The following is a 23,624-nucleotide window of genomic DNA, read 5'->3' on the forward strand; positions in this document are numbered from 1 at the left end:
CGCTATAGGCTAAATCGAAGAAGATAGCGATGTTTTGTAGGACAATCCGACCGGTTTTAAATCATTTACACGTTGTTATAGTAGGTGGGAATCTCAAGCAATCTGGTTGAGAGGTGAGACGCAGCTGTGCCAGGCGTGGGCAAAATCGCGCAAACGTCCATGTGGTTCAAAGGCTTGGCGCCAGATCCTTGCCATGCCCAATAAATCGTCAGCCGCGGGGACAACGACTTTGTGTTGCTCTATCAACAGCCAGGCAATGGCGGTGGCGTAGCGCAAATTAACCGTGAGCTCGATATGAGGGCTGCACAAAAACGCATGCTGACTGGCCAGCCCGCGAACCAGGCTCGCCAGATCCGGGTCGTGGGCCAGGTATTGGTCCCACAGGTCCGCATGGCGTATCTCGCGTATGCAATAAAGGCCGTGACCGTGGCGATCGTGCAGGGCCGAGCCCAGGTGCGACTGGCTGGCCGCAATACCTAGCAACAAAGCTTCTGCATCCGGGTTGTCTTGCCCCAGATACAGAAGCGTTGGCCGGATCACGTAATGGCTCAACTCTCTGGCAGCGATACCCATAAAGTCCTCGAGGCCTGAAAATGACCAGCGAGGCCCATGCGCTTGGCAGCAGTGGATCGGAAGGGGTCGCTGGAAGCGGATCATGCCGCTTGAGTTGAAGTGTAGTGTCAGATTCTCGCTGTAAAGTTATGTTTTTAAAACATTTAAAGCTTCGGTCAGCGGGCTATATATCCGCAAGTAATTAAACAATGCCGGATATTTCTTAAAGTGCAGGCAATAAAAAGCCCTGCTAATCAGGCAGGGCTTGATGTGTAGCGCTCAAGCTATCAGGCAATCAGGGCCTGACGGGTACGCTCGATCACAGCTTGCAGAGGTTCTGCGCTGGAATACTGGTCGGGGTACAGGCGTTCGCTGTGACGGGCAATACCGTGTTCGTTGACCAGGGTGAAACTGAAGCATCCTTTGCGAGCGGCCATAATCAGGCAGTTCATTGGGGCAAAGGCGTTGGTTAGGGTGCGAATGGCATCCTGAGTATGGATTTGAGTAGACATAGTTATTAGGTGTTCCTACAAATGACACGGAATCTGATCCGTGCTGCGTTAAAACGTTCCAGTGACGTCGAGCCATTCTTTGGCTGGACGAAGAACCTGACTGGAACAAAGCCGCCAGTTGGAGCGCATTAAGTATGTGGCGCTTGGGCTGGCAGGTAGGTACTTAGGAGGGCAGGCAGTCACAACAGGAGCTAAGGTTCCGTGCTCCGGGTGAAGATCCTGATCAATTTGCAGGTTGGTTCGGTCAGAGTAAAAGAACTTCGCGATACCCTGTGCGTTTGTGCAGAGGCCGTATCGTCGCAAGATTTACCTGGAAACCATCGAGGGGGTCGATCCCGTTTGTTCAGCTTACGTTCGCTTTTTGCGAGGTGCTGGAGGGATTTGTTCGGCCCGAATTGACTTTCAGCTTGGTACTAACGCTGCGGATACTAACGGGTTGAATTTTTAAACGCAAGTATGCTAGCAAAAATACTTTATGTGGCCATGCCGCAACCTCAGGTTGGCGTGTGGCGCTGACTAGTACATTTCAGCGGTTTCGCCAGTAGCGCGGTGTGTGTGTTCTGTCGGCAACAAGCCCCTTGAATGAAGCGCCGCAGCGGTGCGTCAGCGTGCAAGCCGTGCTCGGTAAAGGCCCGGTTTTTTGCTCTGAATGTGAGCTTGTGCACATTAACAGTGCTGGTGGCAAAATCAGCGCAGATACCCGTGTTTTGCTCTTGCTAGCCTGCCTTGTAAATTTAAGTCAATGAAAAACATCGTTTTTTTTAATTGGTGAAAAAATCGACAGTTTGACCTGAGGCCGCGCGGGGTGGGCGTTTGCGGGGGTTAAAGCAAGGTTGTCCACTGACTTATCCACAGGATCTGTGGATTGTCCAAAGCGCTTGCTCTAGATCAAGGGTATCGACTTTTTTGGGCTTTACCCGGACGAAAAAAGGAGTAGAGTGGCGCGCCTTCTGTTCTGCCCTACAGTGTCGTATGAAGTTCCGCACCGCTACTTCCTCTGTTGCTCGTCCCAATACATCCACTGAAGCACCCAAACGCTTTTCTTTGCGGGTCGCGATCTGGCTGCTGGATAACCCGCGCCTGAGCGCCAGCCCCAGCGTCAAACACGTGGCCGGTCATTTGCTCAAGCAACCTGCCCGCCAGGGCGTGGTGCTGGCGCAAAGCCGTTTGGGCCAGTTGATGTGCCGTGAATGCGGCAGCGCCCGCGATCAGCGCATTGGCCACGAACTGTTGCGTCAGGCCGCTCGCGCCGGTGATCGTCTGGCCCAGCAGGAATTGAACAAGACCCAAGACTGAGCTGTCTTCGGCGCGGCCTGTTGGTTAACCTTGTTCTTTTACCTCGTGCGGAGGGTTTATGGCCCTGGATCTAAGCAGCCTGTTGCTTGGCCTGGCAGCAGCGGGCGTGCCGTTGCTGGCGTTAATCTGGCAGTTGCAACGCAAACTCGGCAGCCATCCCGCTGAGCTGGCGTTGCTCAACGAGCGTTTGAATACGGCGCAGTTGGCCCAGGAAGGTCTGGGCGCCCAGCTAGATGCCTGTCGCGACGAGGTCAGTGACCTGGGTCAGGCCAATGCCGCCAAGCAGGCCGAGCTGGCAGCATTGAGCCGCGAAGTAGAGCTCTTGCAGGTGGAGCGCGACAATGGGCGCGACGCCGCCCATGCCTGGAACCTGGAGCGCAACCAGAAAGAAGTCGAACTGCGGCGCCTGGATGCTCATGCGTCTGGGCTGGCTGCAGAGTTGCGTGAACAGCAAGACAGCCATCAGCAACGACTGAACGACCTGCAGGGTTCCCGGGACGAGCTGCGGGCCCAGTTTGCCGAGCTGGCGGGCAAGATCTTTGATGAGCGCGAGCAGCGTTTCGCCGAAACCAGCAATGAGCGCCTCGGGCAGTTGCTCGATCCGCTTAAAGAACGCATTCAGTCGTTTGAAAAACGCGTCGAAGAAAGCTATCAGCAGGAATCGCGGGAGCGCTTTTCCCTCGGCAAAGAACTGGAGCGCCTGCAACAGTTGAATTTGCGCCTGAGCGATGAGGCGACCAACCTGACTCGCGCCCTCAAAGGCCAGAAGACCCAGGGTAACTGGGGTGAGTTGATTCTGGAGCGGGTGCTGGAGCACGCGGGGCTTGAGAAGGGCCGTGAGTACCAGACTCAGGTCAGCCTCAAGGGGCCGGACGGAGAGCGTTTCCAGCCAGACGTGTTGATCATGTTGCCCGGTGACAAGCAGGTGGTGGTCGACTCCAAGGTCAGCCTGACGGCTTATCAGCAATATGTGGGGGCTGACGACGACGTGATCGGGCAGGCGGCGCTCAAGCAGCATGTGCTATCGCTGCGCAATCATGTGAAAGGGTTGGCCAGCAAGGACTACAAGCGTCTGGAGGGGTTGCACAGCCTGGATTTCGTGTTGTTGTTCGTGCCCATCGAAGCGGCTTTTTCGGCGGCGTTGCAGGCCGAGCCCAACTTGTTTCAGGAAGCATTTGATCGTCATATCGTGATCGTCAGCCCAACCACGCTGCTGGCCACCTTGCGGGTAATCGACAGCCTCTGGAAACAAGAGCGCCAAGGCCAGAACGCCCGCGAAATTGCCGAGCGTGCCGGTTGGCTGTACGACAAGTTTGTTTTGTTTATTCAGGATCTGGATGAAGTGGGCAATCGCCTGCAGCAGCTGGACAAGGCCTACAGCTCAGCTCGCAATAAGCTGACGGAAGGCCGCGGCAATCTGGTCAGCCGCAGCGAACAGCTCAAGCTGCTGGGGGCCCGGGCCAGCAAGAGCCTGCCAGCCGACCTGCTGGAGCGGGCCATGACCGACGAAGAGGGTGTGGCCCACCCGGCGGAATAAGCGGTGTGCAAGGCTTTGTGGGGGCGGGCTTGCTGCGATGGCATCAACCAGGCTCTGCAAGTAAACCGAGTTGGCACTATCGCGAGCAAGCCCGCTCCCACAAGGGCGCTCAGCTAGAGCGGCACATGCCTGCTCAGCAGCGCCCGCAGCACGGCGGGCTTGACCGGCTTGGGCAGATACTCAAGACCGGCCGCATGCACCTCGGCGATCATCTCGGGGCGGCCATCGGCGCTGATGACCACGCCCGGTACAGGCTCGCCCAACTGGGCTCTTAGCCAGCGCATCAGCTCTGTCCCGACCTCGCCATCATCCAGATGGTAATCAACCAGTACCAACTGCGGCCGCACGCCTTCATTAAGCAACGCCGCGCATTCTTCGCGGTTGCGCGCTGTCCAGACCTGGCAGCCCCAGCGTGTCAGCAGGCTTTGCATGCCGATCAGGATGCTGTCTTCATTGTCGATACACAGCACTCGGGCGCCTGTTAGCGGTTGGCCATTCTGCTCGGCGACCACCGGCTGCGGTGCGGCCTGGCTCTTTGCCATCGGCACGCGCACGCTGAATACGCTGCCAAAGCCGGGCCATGAGCGCACTTGCAGGCTGTGCCCAAGTACGTGGCACAAGCCGTCGGCGATGGCCAGGCCCAGGCCCAGGCCTTTTTCGGCGCGGGTCTGGTGGCTGTCGAGGCGTTTGAATTCTTCAAAAATGACCTGCAGTTTGTCTTCCGGGATGCCCGGGCCACGGTCCCACACCTCAAGGCATAGCTCACTGCCGCGTCGGCGCACGCCCAGCAATACCGGGCCCTTGGCGTAGCGGAAGGCATTGGTGAGGAAATTTTGCAGGATCCGGCGCAGCAGTTTGATATCACTGTTGACCCGCACGCGGCTACCGTGAACCCGGAAGCTCAGGCCCTGTTCCTGGGCCTGTGCAGTGAACTCATTGCCCAGGGTTTCGAACAGGTCATTTATGGCAAAAGGCTTGATGTCGGGCGTGATCTTGCCGTTTTCCAGGCGGGAAATATCCAGCAGGTCGCTGATCAGGTCTTCAGCCGAACGCAGTGAGCTGTCCAGATGCTGCACCAGCTTGCGGGCTTCGGCGCTCAAGCCTTCCTCTTGATGAGAAAGAGCAGACGAGAACAGGCGTGCCGCGTTCATGGGCTGCATCAGGTCATGGCTTACTGCTGCCAGAAAACGGGTTTTCGACTGGCTGGCTGTTTCAGCCACGCCTTTGGCTTCGGTTAACGCCTGATTCAACTGCGACAGTTCAAAGGTGCGCTCGGCAACACGTTGCTCCAGGCCTTCATTGGCTTCGGTCAGGGCCTGTTCAGCTTCGCGGAACGCGGTGATGTCGGTGAAGCTCATGACGAAACCGCCGCCGGGCATCGGATTGCCGATCAGCTCGATGACGCGGCCATTGGGGAACAGGCGCTCGGAGGTATGCGCCCGACCCTGGCGCATCCAGTGCAGGCGCCGGGCCACATGCACTTCGGCTTCGCCGGGGCCGCACAGGCCGCGTTCAGCGTTGTGGCGGATAATGTCAGCAATCGGGCGCCCCACGCTGATCAACCCCTCCGGGTAGTCGAACAATTCCAGATAACGTCGGTTCCAGGCCACCAGCTTAAGTGACTGGTCGACCACGCTGATGCCCTGGGTGATGTTTTCAATGGCGCCCTGGAGCAAGGCGCGGTTGAACTGCAGTACTTCGGACGCTTCGTCGGCAATCCGCACCACGTCTTCCAGCTGCATTTCCCGGCCTTCAATCGCCGCTTTTACTACCGCACGGGTAGAGGACGCGCCGAGCACACCGGCCAGTAGCCGTTCGGTGTGGGCGATCCATTCGCCATTGGCGTTCTGGTTAGGGTTAAAGCCCTTGCCCTGACGGTAGGCGAAGCGAATAAAGCTCTGGTGCGCGCGTTCTTCGCCGACAAAGCGTGCGGCGAGGGCCAGCAGGTCATTGATCTGTACCGACAGCATCGAACGACCGCTGGGGTGGCTGCTCAGCTCCTGGCCGATAAAACGTCCGGCCTGCCAGTGTTCTGACACGCGGGTTCGCGACAGCACCGAAACCCAGGCAAACAGGGTGAAGTTGCCTGCCAGTGACAGCACCACACCCTGTGTCAGCGGGCTGATCGAAAGGCCCAGCGGGTTACTGTGCAGCCACGCCAGCCCAGGGAAGTGGCTCAGGTGCCAGCCAAAGCTGTGGGCGATGATCGGCAGTACCAGGGTGTAAAACCAGATAAAGGTGCCCGTCGCCAGTCCGGCGAAAACCCCCCGGCGGTTGGCCTGCTTCCAGTACAGGGCGCCGAGCATGGCCGGCGCCAGTTGGGTGACGGCAGCGAAGGCAATCTGGCCAATGGTGGCCAGGCTGGCGGTCGAGCCCAGCAGGCGGTAGCTGACATAGGCCAGCAGCAGAATCACCACAATCGACACGCGCCGTACCGAAAGCATCCAGTGGCGGAACACCTCGAACGGGCGCTCGGCGTTTTTGTGGCGCAACAGCCATGGCAGCAGCATGTCGTTGGAAACCATGGTCGACAGCGCCACGCTGGCCACGATGACCATGCCGGTGGCCGCCGATGCACCGCCGATAAAAGCCAGCAAGGCCAGCGCCGGGTGGGCCTGGGCCAGGGGCAGGCTGATCACGAATGAATCCGGTAATACCGAGCTTGGCAGCAACATTTGCCCGGCCAGGGCGATGGGCACTACAAACAGCCCGGCGAGAATCAGATAGGCCGGGAACACCCATTTGGCCAGTTGCAAGTCCTGGGGTTCGATGTTTTCAACCACGGTAACGTGGAACTGACGGGGCAGGCAGATAATCGCCATCATGGCCACGCCAGTCTGGACGATCATCGAGGGCCAGTTGACGGTTTCTTTCCAGTACTCCTCAAGCCGCGGTGCGAGCATGGCTTGATTGAACAGATCGTCGAAGCCGTCATACAGCCCATAGGTTACGAAAGCGCCGACGGCGAGAAAGGCGAACAGCTTGACCAGCGACTCAAAGGCAATCGCCAGCACCATGCCGCGGTGGTGCTCGGTGGCATCGAGGTTGCGGGTGCCGAAGAGGATGGTGAACAGCGCCAGCACCAGGGTCACGATCAGCGCCGTGTCCTCGACCCTCGAGCCGGTTGCATCGGCGCCGGCGCCGATCAGCAGGTTGACCCCCAGCACAATGCCTTTGAGCTGCAGGGCGATATAGGGCAGTACGCCCACCAGGCAGATCAATGCCACCACAATGGCCAATGACTGGGACTTGCCGTAGCGGGCGGCAATAAAGTCGGCAATCGAGGTGATGTTCTCCTGTTTGCTGATCATCACCATCTTTTGCAGCACCCAGGGCGCGCATACCAGCAGCAGTACCGGCCCCAGGTAAATCGGCAGGAATGCCCAGAGTTGTTCGGCGGCCTGACCAACGGCGCCGAAGAACGTCCAACTGGTACAGTACACCGCCAGCGACAAGCTATACACCCACGCGCGAACCCGCGGCGGCAGTGGTTTGCTGCGCCGGTCACCATAAAAGGCAATGGCAAACATAATGGCCATATAGGCCAGGGCAACGGCGGCAATCAGCCCGCTGGACAACGACATGGACGCTCCTGAAGGTATAAGGCCGCAAGCAATCCCGCTTGAGACAGCTAGTCTCGCATGATGTTCGGAGCGCGTCAGTGTCGACCATGGTCTGAGCGCGGCCTGGTGTCGCAGGGTTTGAAGTTGGTCGATATGATCTTATATAGGTGTAGTAGATAACAGTTAGAGAAATTACCCGTTATATAGATATTCGATTTGGTTCTACTCTAATTGCACCTCAAACGAGGCTCAGGAGGAACCCATGACTTGCCCAAACAAAGCCAAAGCCGCTTTTCGGCCATTTAGCCACTTGCAGCACCCCCGCGAAGTGATCCGCCAGTTCACCCCGAACTGGTTTGCCGCGACCATGGGTACGGGGGTTTTGGCCTTGGCCCTGGCTCAATTACCGGTGCATATTCCCGGTGTACATGCCTTTGCCGAAGGGTTGTGGTTGTTCAATATCGGTCTGTTTATTCTATTCAGCGTGCTTTATGGCGCGCGCTGGATGTTGTATTTCGACGAGGCGCAGCGCATTTTCGGGCACTCCACAGTGTCGATGTTCTTTGGCACCATCCCCATGGGCCTGGCCACCATCATCAACGGCTTTCTGGTGTTCGGCGTGCCGCGCTGGGGTGACGGCATGGTGCAGGTGGCCGAAGTGCTGTGGTGGATCGATGTGGCCATGGCGCTGGGCTGTGGCGTGCTGATCCCCTACCTGATGTTTACCCGTCAGGATCACAGCATCGACCAGATGACTGCTGTCTGGCTGCTGCCGGTGGTGGCCGCTGAGGTTGCGGCAGCCAGTGGCGGTCTCTTGGCACCGTATCTGAGCGATACCGTCACGCAGTTTCATGTGCTGATTACCAGCTATGTACTGTGGGCGTTTTCGGTGCCGGTGGCATTCAGCATCCTGACCATTTTGATCCTGCGCATGGCGCTGCATAAACTGCCCCACGAGAGCATGGCTGCATCCAGCTGGCTGGCGTTAGGCCCTATCGGTACGGGTGCACTGGGCCTGCTGTTGCTGGGTGCCGATGCCCCGGAAATTTTTGCGGCCAATGGCCTGGCACGAATCGGTGAGATTGTCGAAGGCCTGGGCCTGATCAGCGGGGTGATTCTGTGGGGTGTGGGCTTGTGGTGGATTGTGATGGCGGCATTGATCACTATTCGCTACTTCCGCTCGGGCATCCCGTTCAACCTGGGCTGGTGGGGCTTCACCTTCCCGCTGGGGGTGTACTCGCTGGCCACCCTGCGCCTGGGCAGCATGCTGCACCTGAGCTTCTTTGATGTGGCCGGTTGTGTGTTGGTACTGGCGCTGGCCCTGATGTGGCTGCTGGTCGGCAAGCGCACCGTACAAGGCGCCTATCGCGGCGAGTTGTTTGTCTCGCCCTGCATTGCCGGGTTGAAGAAGTAAAACGTACCCTCGGGTTCTGTGCACCTATGCACAGAACCCGAGCAAGGTTGTGCCCTGAGTGTTACAACGGCCCTCCAAAGAGAAAGCCCTTCAGCGCAACGTGAGTACATGGATGATGAGTCACCCCTCGCAATTCAGCTTGCTAGGCAAGCGCCGCTTCCTGCCTTTTTTCGTGACCCAGGCCCTGGGCGCGCTCAATGACAACCTGTTCAAGCAATCGCTGATTCTGGCCATCCTTTATAAGCTCAATATCGAAGGTGACCGGGGTATCTGGGTCAATCTGTGCGCGTTGCTGTTTATCGTGCCTTTTTTCCTGTTCTCGGCCCTGGCCGGTCAGTTTGGTGAAAAGTACGCCAAGGACCGTCTGATTCGTCTGATTAAGCTGGGCGAAATCGCCATCATGGTGGTTGCAGCCATTGGCTTTGCATTCGACCACCTGGCATTGATGCTGGTCGCGTTGTTCGCGATGGGCACCCATTCGGCGCTGTTCGGCCCGGTCAAGTACTCGATATTGCCGCAGACCCTGCAACCTGAAGAGCTGGTGGGTGGTAATGGCCTGGTGGAAATGGGCACTTTTCTGGCGATTCTGGCGGGCACCATTGGCGCCGGGATCATGCTGTCCTCCGGCAATTACACGGTTATCGTTTCGCTGGTGATTATCGCGGTCGCAGTGCTGGGGTACCTGGCCAGTCGCGCCATTCCGTCTGCGCCGGCAGATACGCCGCAGTTGCGGCTGAACTGGAATATTTTCAGCGAATCCTGGGCCACTCTGCGCCTGGGTCTGAATCAGACGCCTGCGGTATCCCGTTCCGTGGTGGGCAATTCGTGGTTCTGGTTTGTTGGTGCGATCTACCTGACGCAAATCCCGGCCTACGCCAAGGATTGGCTGTCTGGCGACGAGACCGTTGTGACGTTGATCCTTACAGTGTTTTCAGTGGGTATCGCACTGGGGTCGTTGTTGTGCGAGAAACTGTCGGGGCGCAAGGTCGAAATTGGGCTGGTGCCCTTTGGTTCGTTTGGCCTGACCGTATTTGGCCTGTTGCTGTGGTGGCATTCGGGGCTGATGCCGCAAAACATCCAGGCCAACGACTGGCTGGGCGTGCTGGGTTTCAGCCAGGCCTGGTGGGTGCTGCTGGATATTCTTGGGCTCGGCGTGTTTGGCGGCTTCTATATAGTGCCGTTGTATGCGCTGATCCAGTCGCGCACCTCGGAGAGCGAGCGGGCGCGGGTGATCGCGGCCAACAATATCCTCAATGCGCTGTTCATGGTGGTGTCGGCACTGGTCACCATCCTGTTGCTCAGCGTGGCCGGACTGACAATCCCCGAGTTGTTTCTGGTGGTGTCGTTGATGAATATTGCGGTCAACGCCTACATCTTCAAAATCGTGCCTGAATTCAGCATGCGCTTCTTGATCTGGCTGCTGGGCCATTCCATGTACCGCGTGCAGCACAAGCACCTGGAGCTGATCCCCGATGAGGGGGCAGCGTTGTTGGTGTGCAACCATGTCTCATATGTCGATGCATTATTGATAGGCGGCGCAGTGCGTCGTCCGATTCGCTTTGTCATGTATTACAAAATTTACGATTTGCCGGTTCTGAACTTTATCTTCCGTACTGCGGGGACTATTCCCATTGCCGGTCGGGGGGAAGATGAAGCAATCCATGATCAGGCATTCGACAGGATTGCCCGCTATCTGGCTGACGGCGAACTGGTGTGCATCTTCCCTGAGGGCAAGCTCACCACGGACGGACAGATCGACGAGTTCAAGGCGGGGGTGATGCGGATTCTGGAGCGCACGCCGGTGCCGGTGATTCCGATGGCGTTGCAGGGGCTGTGGGGCAGTTTTTTCAGTCGCGATCCGCACAAGGGCTTTTTCCATCGCCTATGGTCGCGGGTGACGCTGGTTGCAGGTACGCCGATAGCGGCCGGGGAGGCCACGCAAAAGCTGTTGCGTGAGCGGGTGATGGCGTTGCGCGGGGCTGTGCAGTAAATCAAAGACACTGTGGGAGCGAGCCTGCTCGCGAAGGGGGACTTGAATACCAGGTCGGCCCAATCGCGAGTAAGCCCGCTCCCACAGTTTTTCGTGCTATGTGCTGACTTTAAGGCCCACCAGGCCGGCAATGATCAGTGCAACACTGGCCAGCCGGAACAACGCCATGGATTCACCAAACAGGATGATCCCGGCAATCACAGTGCCCACCGCGCCAACGCCCGTCCAGATTGCGTAGGCAGTGCCCAGCGGCAGTTCTTTCATGGCCAGACCCAGCAAGCCAAGGCTGATGATCATGGCGCCTACAGTCAGGGCCGTCGGCAACGGGCGGCTGAAACCGTCGGTGTACTTAAGGCCTACAGCCCAGCCAACTTCAAACAGGCCGGCGAAAAACAGAATGATCCAGGACATGGTCTTCTCCATCAACTGATGGGGTCGTCCCCGGAATAATCACTCGATGAGTCGCGAGGTCGTCCTCGCAGTGCGCAGTATATTGCACATGATTATTCCCACAGGCAACCCCGATTTTTCACTCAATAGCAGCCTTGGCTGCTGCCAGGCGATCTTCTTTTTCGCTCATGCGCCGGAAATAGGTCGACAGCAGCGCCCCCGAAATATTGTGCCAAACGCTGAACAGCGCACTGGGCACGGCCGCCAACGGCGAGAAGTGGGCGCTGGCCAGAGCCGCGCCCAGCCCCGAGTTCTGCATGCCGACTTCCAGGGCCAGGGATTTACGCTGGGCCAGGGGCAATTTGAACAGACGGCCGGTAAAGTAGCCGAGCAAATAGCCGAAACTATTGTGCAGTATCACCACGGCCATAATCAGCAAGCCGGACTTGGCGATTTGCGCCTGACTGGCCGCCACCACGGCGGCGACGATAATCACGATGCTGACCACTGACACCAGCGGCAGCACATCGACGGCAAAGCGCACCCGTGCGCCAAGCAGGCGCTGGGCCAGTACGCCGAGCACAATCGGTAGCAACACAACCTGCAGGATCGACCAGAACAGCTCCATAAACGAAACCGGCAGCCAGGCCGACGCCAGCAGCCAGATCAGGGCCGGGGTCAACAAGGGGGCGAGGAGGGTGGTTACGGCGGCAATCGCCACCGACAGCGCCAGATCGCCCCGGGCCAGCCAGGTCATGACATTGGACGAGGTGCCGCTTGGGCAGCAACCGACCAGGATCACCCCAACGGCGATTTCCGGTGGCAGGTGGAACACCTGGCAAAGCAACCACGCCACGCCGGGCATGATCACGAAATGTGCAACCACACCCAGCGCCACACGCCAGGGGTGACGGGCGACTTCGGCGAAGTCATCGAGTTTGAGGGTCAGGCCCATGCCGAACATCACCACGCCAAGCAGCGGCACGATGTAGCCTTTAAGGCCAACAAACCAGGCTGGCTCAAGAAACGCCAGCACGGCAAAAATCAGAACCCAGTAAGCAAAGGTATTACCGACAAAGCGGCTTAAGGCAGCAAGTGCGCGCATGGTGGTCCTTATTGTGGTTGTTCTGGTGGATATGATTGTGGGAGCGAGCCTGCTCGCGAAGATCTCGTGAGCGCCGTGGCGCTAGTTTCGCGAGCAGGCTCGCTCCCACAAAAAAACGATTGCAGCGGGTGTTTAGATGCCCTGTGGGATCTCTTCGCCGCCCAGTGCTTCAAACAGCTGTGGCAAGAACTCGCCGAAGGTCAGCATCATCAGGGTGAAGCTGGCGTCCTGCTGGCCCAGATCGTCATCACCGCCGTCCTGTTCGGCCTGGTCTTGCAGCAGGTCTTCGAACTTCAGGCGTTTGACCACCAGTTTGTCGTCCAGTACGAACGACAGTTTGTCCTGCCAGGCCAGCGACAGCTGGGTTACGACTTTGCCAGTGCTCAAGTGCAGCTGGATTTCGTCGCTGGTCAGGTCCTGGCGTTTGCAGCGGATGATGCCGCCATCTTCATGGGTGTCGCGCAGCTCGCATTCGTCGAGGACAAAGAAGTTGTCGGCGGCTTTCTGGGTCTTGACCCATTCCGTCATCACCGCACTTGGTGCAACCTTGACTGCCAGTGGGCGAACCGGCAGCGAGCCGATCACTTCACGCAGGGTGGACAGTAAATCCTCGGCGCGTTTCGGGCTGGAGGCGTTAACCAGGATCAGGCCCTGTTTTGGCGCGATGGCGGCAAAGGTGGCGGAGCGGCGGATAAAGGCGCGGGGCAGGAAGGCCTGGATGATTTCATCCTTGAGCTGATCGCGTTCCTTTTTGTAGACCTTGCGCATTTGCTCGGCCTCGATCTCTTCGACCTTCTCCTTTAATGCATCACGCACCACGCTGCTCGGCAGGATGCGCTCTTCTTTGCGGGCGGCAATCAGCAGGAAGTCCTGGCTGACGTGAACCAGCGGGGCGTCTTCGCCTTTGCCGAACGGGGCAACGAAACCGTAGGTGGCTACTTCCTGGCTTGAACACGGGCGGGCCAGTTTGGTGGCCAGTGCAGTTTCCAGCACCTGTGCATCAAATGGCAGATCTTGGGTCAGGCGATAGATAAGCAGGTTTTTGAACCACATGGGGTGAATCACTCCTATATACAAAGACGCATTATTCGCTTGATAACCTTAATAGGCCAACCCTGCGCTAAGCCTTTGTAGTGCTTGGGAAAATTATTTTAAAAAGTACTTGCCAGACTATAAGTCGCTCCGTAGAATGCGCGCCACACCGAGAGTGAAAGGGTGATTAGCTCAGCTGGGAGAGCATCTGCCTTACAAGCAGAGGGTCGGCGGTTCGATCCCGTCATCACCCACCATTCGCTCACAGTGTTACGCGCAGCGGTAGTTCAGTCGGTTAGAATACCGGCCTGTCACGCCGGGGGTCGCGGGTTCGAGTCCCGTCCGCTGCGCCATTTTTTTTGCCATAAGCCCCTTGAACGCTTGTGGTTGGGATAAGCCTGATAAATGCAGGTTTACCCGAAAGGCTTCGGTTTGGCAGTTCGCTGCGAAATCAAAGATGCAGGGCGATGGAAACGGATGTTTTTACAAGGTTTTGAAAAAAAGCCAAATAAAAACAACCACTTACACAAATAGTGTGAGAGAATGCGCCCCGCAACGAAAGCGAAGTACAAGGGTGATTAGCTCAGCTGGGAGAGCATCTGCCTTACAAGCAGAGGGTCGGCGGTTCGATCCCGTCATCACCCACCACTTGCTTTCAATGTTACGCGCAGCGGTAGTTCAGTCGGTTAGAATACCGGCCTGTCACGCCGGGGGTCGCGGGTTCGAGTCCCGTCCGCTGCGCCATATTCTGAACACAAGCCCCTTGAACGCTTGTGATCAACAAAAAGCCTGCCTTGTGCAGGCTTTTTTGTGTATGCATGTTTTCTTTGATTGATAAAAAATTCAAATAAAACAACAACTTACGCGAATAGTGTGAGAGAATGCGCCCCGCAACGAAAGTGAAGTACAAGGGTGATTAGCTCAGCTGGGAGAGCATCTGCCTTACAAGCAGAGGGTCGGCGGTTCGATCCCGTCATCACCCACCACTTGCTTTCAATGTTACGCGCAGCGGTAGTTCAGTCGGTTAGAATACCGGCCTGTCACGCCGGGGGTCGCGGGTTCGAGTCCCGTCCGCTGCGCCATATTCTGAACACAGGCCCCTTGAACGCTTGTGATCAACAAAAAAGCCTGCTTAGTGCAGGCTTTTTTGTGCGCGGGTGTTTTGTGGTGTGTGGGGTTTAGAAATCCCAGCGCGTGGTCACCATCACATTGCGAGGGTCACCGTAGTACGACGAGTTATAAAAACCGATATTGGTGTAATACGACTTGTCGAATGCGTTGTTCAGATTGACCGTGGCCGACAGGTTTTTCGAAATCTGATAGCGCGCCATCAGATCAACCAGCCAGTATGGGTCCTGGGAGAATTTTTCCACGGTGCCGCCCTTGTTCCAGTTGGTCAGCATCTGCCAGCCGGTGCTCTGCCAGCGAACGCCGCCGCCCAGGGTCAGTTTGTCCAGATCGCCGGTCAGCTTGTAGCTGGTGTACAGGTTGATCTGGTCTTCCGGTTCCCAGGTCGAGACCTTTGTGCCGCCCTGGTCACGGCTGACCTTGTGGGTGTACCCCGCCTGCAATTGCCAGCCTGGCATCAGTTCACCGGAGATCTCTGCTTCGTAGCCCTTGGTCGTGGCCTTGATACCCTTGTAGGCGTAGTCGATGTCCGGGTTGGTCGGATTGCCGTTGTAGGCCATGTCTGCTTCAGGACGGTTGTCCTGATGCACTTCAAAGTAGGCCAGGCTTGAATTCAGGCGGCCATCAAAGAACTCGCCTTTCAGCCCCAGCTCGTAGTTGGTGCCTTCATCCGGCTCAAGCATCTTGTTGTCGCGATCGCGGTAATACGACTGCGGCAGGAAAATCTCCGTGTAGCTGGTATAGGCCGAAATATTGTCATTGATGTCGTAGATCAGGGCTGCGTACGGCAGCACTTTGCCCGTGTCCTTGGCGTGGCTCGTGCCGGTCAGGGTGTAATTGGCCACCCGGGTGCCCAGCATCAGTTTAAGGTCGTCGGTCAGGCTGAAGCGGCCGGTCACGTAGGTACCGGTCTGGCGTGTTGTTTCATCGTTGTATGAAGTGACATTGCCCCAGTCCGGCTCAAGGCTGTTGCCTTTCCAGTTGTAGTAGTCGTAGGCGTTGTTGACCATATTGGCATTGGTATAGTCCTTGCCAGTCCAGTGTGATTTGGACACCGAACCACCGACGACCAGTTCATGTTCGCGCCCCAGCAGGCTGAACGGACCGGTGGCAAACAGGTCACCGCTATCGCTGACGTATTCGCCGGTGTATTTGCGGGCGAGCATTTTTGCCAGCCCGGTAGTGGCGTCCGGGTCAAGCAGGGCGCCCAGCGGGGCGTTATAGCCGTTGATCTGGTGGTTGTACTGGCCTTTGACTACCCAGCCGTTGGCAAAGTTGTGTTCCAGGGTTGAGAACACCGTGCGGGTGTATTGCTCCCAACTGCTCCATTTGGCGCCATTGTTGAATGAGCGCGGGGTGCTGATCCGGTCACCTTTGGAGTTGAACAGTGATGCGCTGCCTGACCAGCTGGAACCTTTGGGGTTGTTGTCCTGATAATCGGCACCCAGGGTCAGCAGGGTGTCGGGGCTCAGATCCACTTCAAGAATGCCGTAGTAAACCTCGCTGTCACGCTTGTAGTGATCCATGAATGAGTGCTTGTCCTGGTAAGCCGCCACGGCCCGGCCACGCACATTGCCGCTCTCGGTTAATGGCCCGCTGACATCGATTTCGGAGCGGTAGTTTTCCCAGGAGCCTGCGCCCACATCGATATGGGCCTTGAATTCGCGGGTCGGTTTTTTGCGCACCATATTGATGGTACCGCCCGGTCCGCCAGCGCCGGTGAGCAGGCCGGTTGCGCCTTTCAGGATTTCGACCCGGTCATAGATGGCGGTGTCAGTCAGGGTGTGCCCGGCCGAGTACTGCGGGTCTTGCAAGATGGGGATGCCGTCGTACTGGAAGTTCTTGATCGCAAAACCACGGGAGTAATAGCTGGTGCGATCGCTGTCATAGGTGGCCACGGTGATGCCGGGGGTGTGGCGCATCACGTCATCGATGGAGTTCATGCCGAAATCGTCCATGGCCTGGCGGGTCACCACGGAAATGGACTGGGGGGTTTCCCTTGGCGTCAGTACCATGCGTGTTGCTGTCGCGATGGAGCCGGGGGTGTAGGAACCGGTGCCTTCGGTGATAGTCCCGAGCTGGTTGGCGCTGACCTGGGTGGCGCCCAACTCCAGTGCGCCGCCTGCCGCGGGCAGGGCGTCGAGCCTGTAGCCGTTGGCGCCTTTGACCATGGTATAGCCGCTGCCCCGCAACAAGGCTTCGAATCCGTCATGTTCGTTGTAGGCACCCTGCAGGCCCGGAGTCGACAGGCCTTCCAGGTTGCTCGACTGAAAAATGATCGCCACGCCGGCTTGTTGCGCGAAGCGGTTCAGTGCGTTGCTCAGCGGGCCTGCGGGTATGTCGTAGCTCTGTACGGCTGCAGTTTGTGCCTGGGCAGTGGCGGCGTATGCCACGCCAGCCGCCGACGCAACGATCAAGTGAATCGCCAGCGCAAGGGGTTTGTAGGAGGTCAGCATGGAAGACGTAGTCCTTTATGAGTCGTTGTTACCTACCTTGACGGCTGACTCGACAAAAGCGGAACGAATGGGAATTATTATTTTTCAGGGGTGTGCAGCTGGCTGATCACAACCAGCCAGGGTGTGTAGGTTTTGATCTGCAGGGGCAAGGTGTCGGCGATCAGTTGCAACGCCCGGTCGGTATCGTCCAGAGGCAGTACAGCCGAGACGCGCAGGCCGGCCAGGGTGTTGCGATCAAACTGCAGGTGCCCGCGTCGATGGCGGGAAATTTCATCAAGCACCTGAGGCAGCGGCTGATCTTCAACCACCAGTTGATGGCGCTCCCAAGCCTGATCGATGCTGGCCGGGGAGATGCTGCCAGCCAGTTCGACCGAGCCCTGGCGAATCAGCGCCCGGGAGCCTGCACTCACCTCCAGGGTTTGCTGCTCGTTCGCGCTTTGCGCGGCGACGCGAGACTGCAACATGCTCAATACGGTGGTGTCACCCTGGCGCTTGACTACAAAGCGGGTGCCCAGGGCGCGCATGCTGCCTTGGGCTGTTTCCACGAAAAATGGCCGGGCGCTGTCATGGGCGACGTCGACCAGTACTTCACCTTGCAGTAGTTCAATGCGCCGCGCCTGGCCGTCAAAATGTACATTGAGCGCGCTGGTGCCGCTGAGGGTAATGCTCGAGTTGTCGGCCAGGCGCTGTGTTTTCCAGTCATTGGGGCCGGTGCTGATATCGGCCAGCCATTGCTCGGGATAATGGCTTTGCACCAGCAGGGTGGCCGGCAGGGCCAGGCAGCCGGCAATCAGCAGGGCGCGCAAGGCATGTTTGCGTCGGGTGACTGCCTTGCGCCCGGCAAATGCGGCATTGAGCGCTGCCTTGGCTGGCGTCGACTGCTGGCGCAACGCCTGTAGGCGGTTGATGACATCTTGCATGCGCCGGGCTGCGGCGGCGTGTTGCGGGCTTTGCTGTTTCCAGCGCTCGAATTCCAGGCGCAAGCCCTCGCTGAACCCTTCCTCGTGCAGGCGAAGGATCCATTCGGCGGCTTGTTCGTCTATTGAATCGGGCTGTTCGGGCATGCGGGCTCAGGTGTTCAGGCTGTGGCTGCAATGCAGCAGGGCCTGGATAAGGTACTTGCGCACGGTGCGGTCAGACAGGCCCAGTTGCCGGGCGATTTGGCACTGGGTCAGGCCGTCCAGGTAATACAGCACAAAGGCCTGGCGGGCTTTGTCCTGCATGCCTTCGAGAATAAAGGCGATCTGCTCCAGGGCTTCCAGGGTGGTAAGAATTTGCTCGGGTGATTGATAGCCTTCGAGTGCCTCGGCGGTCAGCGCAAGTTCTTGCAAGTAGGCGTTTTCTATCTGTTTGCGGCGCACCTGATCGATGATCAGGCGGCGTGCCGTGGTGCTCAAAAAGGCCCGGGGCTCGCGCAGGGAGGCTACCGATTCGCGGGCATTGAGAATTCGGGCGAAGGTGTCCTGGGCCAGATCGGCGGCATTTTGCGCGCAACCGAGCTTTCTGCGTAGCCAGCCAAACAGCCAGCCGTGATGCTCGCAGTACAGTTCGGTAATAGCGCTCTGGTAGGACGGTTCACCCGAAGACATAGGACGCTGCCTAAATGTTATTGAGAATAATTACCAATTCTCAACGAAAGTCCGGGGTAAACGCAAGGCGGGCGATGAAATGTAACGGTCACTTGCAACTGTGGGAGCGGGCTTGCTCGCGATGGGATCGCCTCGGTGTGGCAGGTACACCGCGTTGTATCCATCGCGAGCAAGCCCGCTCCCACAGAGTGTGGAGGCGGGTGTTTTAGTTCTTCGCGATCAAATTGCCGGCATGCAGCCCGCATTCTTTTTGCGTGGCTTCTTCCCACCACCAGCGGCCTTCGCGCTCGTGCTGGTTGGGCAGTACCGGACGGGTGCAGGGCTCGCAGCCGATGCTGATAAAACCGCGTTCATGCAGGCTGTTGTAAGGCAGCTCCAGCATGCGGATATAGCCCCAGACTTCCTCGCTGGTCATTTGTGCCAACGGGTTGAACTTGTACAGCGTGCGCTCGGGTGTGGAGAACGCGCCGTCAATTTCCAGGGCGGCAACCTGGCTGCGGGTGCCGGGGCTCTGGTCGCGGCGCTGGCCGGTGGCCCAGGCCTTGACCGTCGACAGCTTGCGTCGCAGCGGCTCGATCTTGCGTATGCCGCAGCATTCGCCATGGCCGTCTTTATAGAAGCTGAACAGGCCTTTCTCTTTGACGAAGGGTTCGAGCTTGCTTTGATCCGGCGAGATCAGCTCGATCTGGATCTTGTAATGTTCACGTACCTGTTCGATAAACCGGTAGGTCTCGGGGTGCAGGCGGCCGGTGTCGAGGCTGAACACCTTGACGTTCTTGTTGAGCTTCCAGGCCATGTCCACCAGCACCACGTCTTCGGCGCCGCTGAAGGAGATCCAGAGTTCGTCGCCAAAATGTTCAAAGGCGAGTTTGAGAATATCTTGCGGGGACTTGCTGGCGTATGTCGCGGCGAGTTCGGCGACGTCAAACGGATGGCTCATCAGGCGGCTTCCTGCAGTGAATGGCGCTGGGCGCTCTCTAGTCTCGTGATCTTAGCAAAAAGCGCGGGCTACAGGGTTTGCAGTGTATCGAGCAGTACCTTCACTTTGGTGATGGATTCCTGGTATTCATCCTGCCAGTCGGAGTCGGCCACAATGCCGCCGCCGCCCCAGCAACTGATGCGCCCGTCCTTGACCAGCAGGCTGCGGATGGCGATGGAGCTGTCCATTTCGCCACGCACGTCGAGGTACAGCAGAGAGCCGCAGTAAATGCTGCGTCGGGTGGGTTCCAGCTCGTCGATGATCTGCATGGCGCGGATTTTCGGGGCGCCGGTAATCGAGCCGCCCGGAAAGCTGTCGCCAATCAGGTCCAGGGCGTCTTTGCCATCGGCCAGTTCGCCGATCACGCTGCTCACCAGGTGATGGACGTTGGGATAGCTTTCGAGTGTAAACAACTGCGGCACGCTCACCGAACCGGTGCGGCAGGTGCGCCCCAGGTCGTTGCGCAGCAAATCGACGATCATCAGGTTTTCTGCGCGATCCTTGGGGCTGGCCAGCAGTTCGGCGGCGTTGGCTGCATCTTCGCGGCTGTCTTTGCCCCTTGGGCGGGTGCCTTTGATCGGTCGGGTTTCCACTTGATTCTGACTTATCCGTACAAAGCGCTCAGGAGAGAGGCTCAGGATCGCGTTGTCGCCCGCCAGGCTCATAAAGCCGGAAAAAGGTGTGGGGCAGGCCGCGCGCAATGCGCCATAGGCACTCCAGGCATCGCCCTCGCACTGGCCGCTGAAGCGCTGGGTGTAATTGACCTGATAGCAGTCGCCCGCCTGGATATACCGATGGATCTGTTCCAGAGCCTGCTGGTACTGGCTGGCGCTGATATCCGGTTGCATCGGTTGCTTGAGATTGAATGGCTTGTTGTGCGACGGGGCAGGCTGGCTGAACAACTGGATCAGGCGCTGGCGCTCTGCTGTTTCGAGGTTTGGGTGAAATACAAGCTGGCTGGTGGCTGCATAATGGTCACTGATCAGCGCCCAGGCATACAGGCCCAATTGCGCTTCGGGCAGGTGCAGGTCATCCCGGGCGTTGGCGGGCAGCTGTTCGAGTTGTCGGCCAAAGTCGTAACTCAGGTAACCGATCAGACCGCCAGCAAACGGCAGCTCGTATTCGTCCGGGAGGCTGGCAGCGCCCAGTTGCTTGAGGCCTTCACGCAGGCGTTGCAGAAAGTCTCGTCCCGACTCGTCTGGCTGCAGGGTCAGTTCTGCCTCAGGCCATGCGCTCATCAGGTCAAAGCGACCACGGTCTGCAGTGGGGCGGCCACTGTCGAGCAGCACGGCGCCGGGTGCATTGCGAATGGCCGAAAAATAGTCGGCAGGGTTGGCGAGGTAAGGCAGCGGGTGTACGGAGCAGGTCAACATGCGCAGCAAATCAGCCATCGGAGCGGGGGGCTGATTGTAGTCCTGTGCAGGGTTGCAAATCTATGCGGCTTGTGGGAACTGCGAGAACTGTGGGAGCGGGCTTGCTCGCGATAGAAGTGACGCGGTTTAGCAGGTAAAACGCGTTGATAGCATCGCGAGCAAGCCCGCTCCCAAAGGTGTGAAAACGCTTATTCGGGCGGGTGAATATGGCCGAACAGTTCCTGGGCAAAGCGCACGCGCTCTTCCGGTGTTTCCTTGATGCCTTTGGCGGCCAGTTCTTCGAGGTGGGCCTCGACTGCGTGGGTGCGCAGGGTCAGGCCGCAATCGTTGGCAATCTGGATATTCAGCCCCGGACGGGCGTTGAGTTCCAGAATCAGCGGGCCTTTATCCTGATCGAGAACCATGTCCACGCCGATGTAGCCCAGGCCGCATAACTCGTAGCAACCGGCCGCCAGCTTCATGAAACCGTCCCAGTTGGGCAGTTGCACGCCGTCCACCGCGTTGGTGGTGTCGGGGTGCTTGCTGATGATGTTGTTCAGCCAGGTGCCACGCAGGGTCAGGCCGGTGGCCAGGTCGACGCCAACACCGATGGCGCCCTGGTGCAGGTTGGCCTTGCCGCCCGATTGCCGGGTAGGCAGGCGCAGCATGGCCATTACCGGGTAACCCATCAGCACGATGATGCGGATATCCGGCACGCCTTCGTAGCTGATGCTTTTGAAGATCTGGTCCGGGGTTACCCGGTATTCGATCAATGCCCGGTCCCGGTGACCACCCAGGGAGTACAGACCGGTGAGGATGCTGGAAATCTGATGTTCGATCTCTTCATGGCTGATGATCTTGCCCGAGACGGTACGGAAGCGGTCTTCGAAGCGGTCCGCGATCACCAGAATGCCGTCACCGCCCGCGCCTTGTGCGGGCTTGATCACGAAGTCGTTGCGGTCACCGATGATGTCATCCAGCTTTTCGATTTCTTTCTCGGTGGAAATCACGCCGTACATCTCAGGTACGTGAATGCCCGCTTTGATTGCACGTTCCTTGGTGATGATCTTGTCATCCACAATCGGATACAGGCTGCGTTTGTTGTACTTGAGTACGTAGTCCGCATTGCGCCGATTAATGCCCATGATGCCCCGGGCTTCCAGGGCCTTCCAGGTCTTCCAGAAGCCGAACATCAGGAGTCAGCCTTCAAGAATGCTTTGAAACGCACCAGTTCGGTCAGGCGGTAGCCACGATAGCGACCCATTGCCAGCATGAAGCCCACCATGATCAGCAGGATCGCCGGGAAGGTGAACACGAAGTACACCAGTTCCGGCACGCTCATGACCAGATACGCCAGGGTGGCTGCGAACAGGGTGCCGATCGCGACCTTCATGGCATGCCCGCCACCGCGCTCTTCCCAGGTGATCGACAGGCGCTCGATGGTCATCGTCAGAATCACCATCGGGAACAAGGCGACTGAAAGCCCGCGCTCCAGACCCAGCTTGTGGCTGAACAGGCTGATGGCCGCGATCAGGATAACGACAAAGGTCAGTACTACAGACAGGCGTGGCAGCATCTGCAGCTTCAAGTGTTCAAGGTAGGAACGTAGCGTCAGCCCAAGTGCGGTGATCACCGTAAAGAGGATGATGCCGAAGCCCAGTTGGGTCTCACGGAAGGCCAGGGCAATCAGTACCGGGGTGAATGTGCCCAGGGTTTGCAGGCCGATCAGGTTGCGCAGAATCAGGATCACCAGTACCCCGATCGGGATCATGACCATGATCATGAAGGTTTGCTGGGTCTGCAGCGGCAAGCCGTACAGTGAGTATTCGAGGAAGTTGGCGTCGGTGTTTTCGTCGGTCAGCTTGGCCAGGCGAATGGCGTTCATTTCGCTGTTGTTCAGGCTGAAAGTAACGTTGGCTTTTTTGCCGCCATCGACGGTTACCATCGGTTCGTCGCCGATCCACCACAGCAGGCGGTCGGATGGCAGGCCCTGTTCGCCGGTTTCCGGGTTGAAGTACAGCCAGTCGTTGCCGTTAAAGCTGCGCAGCCACAGTTCCGGGGTTTGCGGCTGATCGGCTACCAGGCGGATGGTGTGGACTTTTTCCATTGGAACGTGGGCAATCGACAGCAGCAGCTCGATGATTTGTGCCTTGTGCGCAGTCGAAGGATCACCCGCCAGCAGCAGTTTCACGTTGTCATCATTGGCATTGCTGACGCGCTTGATGGTTTCGCTGATAAAGGTTTCGACATCGGCCGAGTGCTGGCGGATAGGTGCAAGCAAGGCTTCGGCGGCGATTTTTTCCGGGCCTTCCACGGCGATGCTGTCGCGGAACACCGGGCCTTTGACCTTGGTCTTGTCGCCCGAGTAGCGCTTGGTCAACACCAGGCGGTAGTACAGGGTTTGCTTGCCACTGACCCGGCGTGCCGACCAGGTGACCTTGCGGTTGCCGTCAACCCGGTTGACGCTCACCCCGTAGTTGTTGGAGATAAAGCTCTCGTTGAGGCTGACGTAGTCGCGGTTAAGCGGCGGCACGAACATCTGGATCTTGACCGGGTCTTTGGAGCTGGCGACGAACTCGACCTTGGCGTCGATATTCCACAAGTCGTCCGTGGCGTCTTCGGTCACAGGAATGCCGAGGACGAAAATCTGATAGGCCGTAATCGAAATGCCCAGCACCACAAGGATGGTGATCAAGATTTTCAGGTGAAGGGTAAGAGCGCGCATTTCA

17 protein-coding genes and 6 tRNA genes are annotated in these 23,624 nt (G+C 58.2%); 10 read left to right on the forward strand and 13 right to left on the reverse strand.

The features are described from left to right. Nucleotides 1-93 precede the first annotated feature (93 nt). Entirely contained in the window at nucleotides 94-573 is a 480-nt protein-coding gene (locus PPTH39_RS10370) for a hypothetical protein (RefSeq protein ID WP_095003097.1), read from the reverse strand. 266 nt (nucleotides 574-839) lie between these two features. Then, complete coding sequence (locus PPTH39_RS10375) at nucleotides 840-1,064, reverse strand: hypothetical protein (RefSeq protein ID WP_019407963.1); 225 nt, start codon at nucleotides 1,062-1,064, stop codon at nucleotides 840-842. Nucleotides 1,065-2,036: 972 nt separating this feature from the next. Between PPTH39_RS10375 and PPTH39_RS10380 the strand changes: the two genes are divergently transcribed. Further along, on the forward strand, nucleotides 2,037-2,360 hold the full coding sequence (locus tag PPTH39_RS10380; RefSeq protein ID WP_095003098.1) for an SEL1-like repeat protein: 324 nt from the start codon (nucleotides 2,037-2,039) through the stop codon (nucleotides 2,358-2,360). Nucleotides 2,361-2,532: 172 nt separating this feature from the next. Further along, nucleotides 2,533-3,897, forward strand: coding sequence for a DNA recombination protein RmuC (locus PPTH39_RS10385; protein WP_165446514.1), 1,365 nt, complete (start codon nucleotides 2,533-2,535; stop codon nucleotides 3,895-3,897). A 113-nt stretch (nucleotides 3,898-4,010) separates the two neighbouring features. On the opposite strand, the gene PPTH39_RS10390 is transcribed toward PPTH39_RS10385, so the two are convergent. After that, entirely contained in the window at nucleotides 4,011-7,481 is a 3,471-nt protein-coding gene (locus PPTH39_RS10390) for a hybrid sensor histidine kinase/response regulator (RefSeq protein ID WP_130871941.1), read from the reverse strand. Nucleotides 7,482-7,722: 241 nt separating this feature from the next. Here PPTH39_RS10390 and PPTH39_RS10395 point away from each other — a divergent pair, with 241 nt between their 5' ends. Then, the gene (locus PPTH39_RS10395; protein ID WP_095019435.1) at nucleotides 7,723-8,874 is read left to right on the forward strand and encodes a TDT family transporter; all 1,152 of its coding nucleotides are present in this window, start codon (nucleotides 7,723-7,725) and stop codon (nucleotides 8,872-8,874) included. Nucleotides 8,875-8,989: 115 nt separating this feature from the next. Continuing rightward, nucleotides 8,990-10,864: an MFS transporter gene (locus tag PPTH39_RS10400; protein WP_130871965.1), complete on the forward strand. Its 1,875-nt coding sequence runs from the start codon at nucleotides 8,990-8,992 to the stop codon at nucleotides 10,862-10,864. Nucleotides 10,865-10,960: 96 nt separating this feature from the next. Here PPTH39_RS10400 and sugE read toward each other — a convergent pair whose 3' ends face one another. From sugE to rdgC, 3 genes are all read right to left on the reverse strand, one after another. Further along, the gene (sugE, locus tag PPTH39_RS10405) at nucleotides 10,961-11,275 is read right to left on the reverse strand and encodes a quaternary ammonium compound efflux SMR transporter SugE (protein WP_095003103.1); all 315 of its coding nucleotides are present in this window, start codon (nucleotides 11,273-11,275) and stop codon (nucleotides 10,961-10,963) included. Nucleotides 11,276-11,393: 118 nt separating this feature from the next. Next, a complete protein-coding gene (locus PPTH39_RS10410; protein ID WP_095003104.1) occupies nucleotides 11,394-12,359 on the reverse strand; it encodes a bile acid:sodium symporter family protein in 966 nt (321 codons plus the stop codon). A gap of 132 nt (nucleotides 12,360-12,491) precedes the next feature. Further along, entirely contained in the window at nucleotides 12,492-13,412 is a 921-nt protein-coding gene (gene rdgC / locus PPTH39_RS10415; protein WP_088379231.1) for a recombination-associated protein RdgC, read from the reverse strand. 160 nt (nucleotides 13,413-13,572) lie between these two features. Here rdgC and PPTH39_RS10420 point away from each other — a divergent pair. The 6 genes from PPTH39_RS10420 to PPTH39_RS10445 all read left to right on the forward strand — a co-directional run bounded on the left by PPTH39_RS10420 (nucleotide 13,573) and on the right by PPTH39_RS10445 (nucleotide 14,473). Beyond that, a tRNA-Val gene (locus PPTH39_RS10420) sits at nucleotides 13,573-13,648 on the forward strand. Between the two features lie 19 nt (nucleotides 13,649-13,667). Next, nucleotides 13,668-13,744 (forward strand) — tRNA-Asp (locus PPTH39_RS10425). Between the two features lie 219 nt (nucleotides 13,745-13,963). Further along, nucleotides 13,964-14,039: transfer RNA gene (locus tag PPTH39_RS10430), tRNA-Val, on the forward strand. A gap of 19 nt (nucleotides 14,040-14,058) precedes the next feature. Beyond that, nucleotides 14,059-14,135 (forward strand) — tRNA-Asp (locus PPTH39_RS10435). A gap of 166 nt (nucleotides 14,136-14,301) precedes the next feature. Continuing rightward, nucleotides 14,302-14,377 (forward strand) — tRNA-Val (locus tag PPTH39_RS10440). A 19-nt stretch (nucleotides 14,378-14,396) separates the two neighbouring features. Further along, nucleotides 14,397-14,473, forward strand: a tRNA-Asp gene (locus PPTH39_RS10445). A gap of 96 nt (nucleotides 14,474-14,569) precedes the next feature. Here the strand turns inward: PPTH39_RS10445 and PPTH39_RS10450 are convergent. The 7 genes from PPTH39_RS10450 to rloB all read right to left on the reverse strand — a co-directional run bounded on the left by PPTH39_RS10450 (nucleotide 14,570) and on the right by rloB (nucleotide 23,620). Then, nucleotides 14,570-16,975 (reverse strand): TonB-dependent siderophore receptor, encoded by a 2,406-nt coding sequence (locus PPTH39_RS10450; protein WP_095027255.1) that lies wholly within the window; start codon nucleotides 16,973-16,975, stop codon nucleotides 14,570-14,572. A gap of 77 nt (nucleotides 16,976-17,052) precedes the next feature. Then, the gene (locus tag PPTH39_RS10455) at nucleotides 17,053-18,039 is read right to left on the reverse strand and encodes a FecR family protein (protein ID WP_095019620.1); all 987 of its coding nucleotides are present in this window, start codon (nucleotides 18,037-18,039) and stop codon (nucleotides 17,053-17,055) included. Between the two features lie 6 nt (nucleotides 18,040-18,045). Next, nucleotides 18,046-18,564, reverse strand: a complete 519-nt coding sequence (locus PPTH39_RS10460) for a sigma-70 family RNA polymerase sigma factor (RefSeq protein ID WP_130871942.1) — start codon at nucleotides 18,562-18,564, stop codon at nucleotides 18,046-18,048. Between the two features lie 205 nt (nucleotides 18,565-18,769). Continuing rightward, nucleotides 18,770-19,504 carry a phosphoadenylyl-sulfate reductase gene (locus PPTH39_RS10465; RefSeq protein WP_095003109.1) on the reverse strand — a complete coding sequence of 245 codons (735 nt, stop codon included), beginning with the start codon at nucleotides 19,502-19,504 and terminating at the stop codon, nucleotides 18,770-18,772. Nucleotides 19,505-19,572: 68 nt separating this feature from the next. Beyond that, nucleotides 19,573-20,916 carry an aminodeoxychorismate synthase component I gene (gene pabB / locus PPTH39_RS10470; RefSeq protein ID WP_130871966.1) on the reverse strand — a complete coding sequence of 448 codons (1,344 nt, stop codon included), beginning with the start codon at nucleotides 20,914-20,916 and terminating at the stop codon, nucleotides 19,573-19,575. 188 nt (nucleotides 20,917-21,104) lie between these two features. After that, entirely contained in the window at nucleotides 21,105-22,088 is a 984-nt protein-coding gene (locus PPTH39_RS10475) for an alpha-L-glutamate ligase-like protein (RefSeq protein ID WP_095003110.1), read from the reverse strand. Then, on the reverse strand, nucleotides 22,088-23,620 hold the full coding sequence (gene rloB / locus PPTH39_RS10480; RefSeq protein WP_095003111.1) for an osmotic stress tolerance membrane protein RloB: 1,533 nt from the start codon (nucleotides 23,618-23,620) through the stop codon (nucleotides 22,088-22,090). Before rloB ends, PPTH39_RS10475 begins: the two co-directional genes overlap by 1 nt. Nucleotides 23,621-23,624: the final 4 nt, after the last annotated feature.

The sequence above is a fragment of the Pseudomonas bubulae genome (assembly GCF_900618535.1).
Classification (GTDB): domain Bacteria; phylum Pseudomonadota; class Gammaproteobacteria; order Pseudomonadales; family Pseudomonadaceae; genus Aquipseudomonas; species Aquipseudomonas bubulae.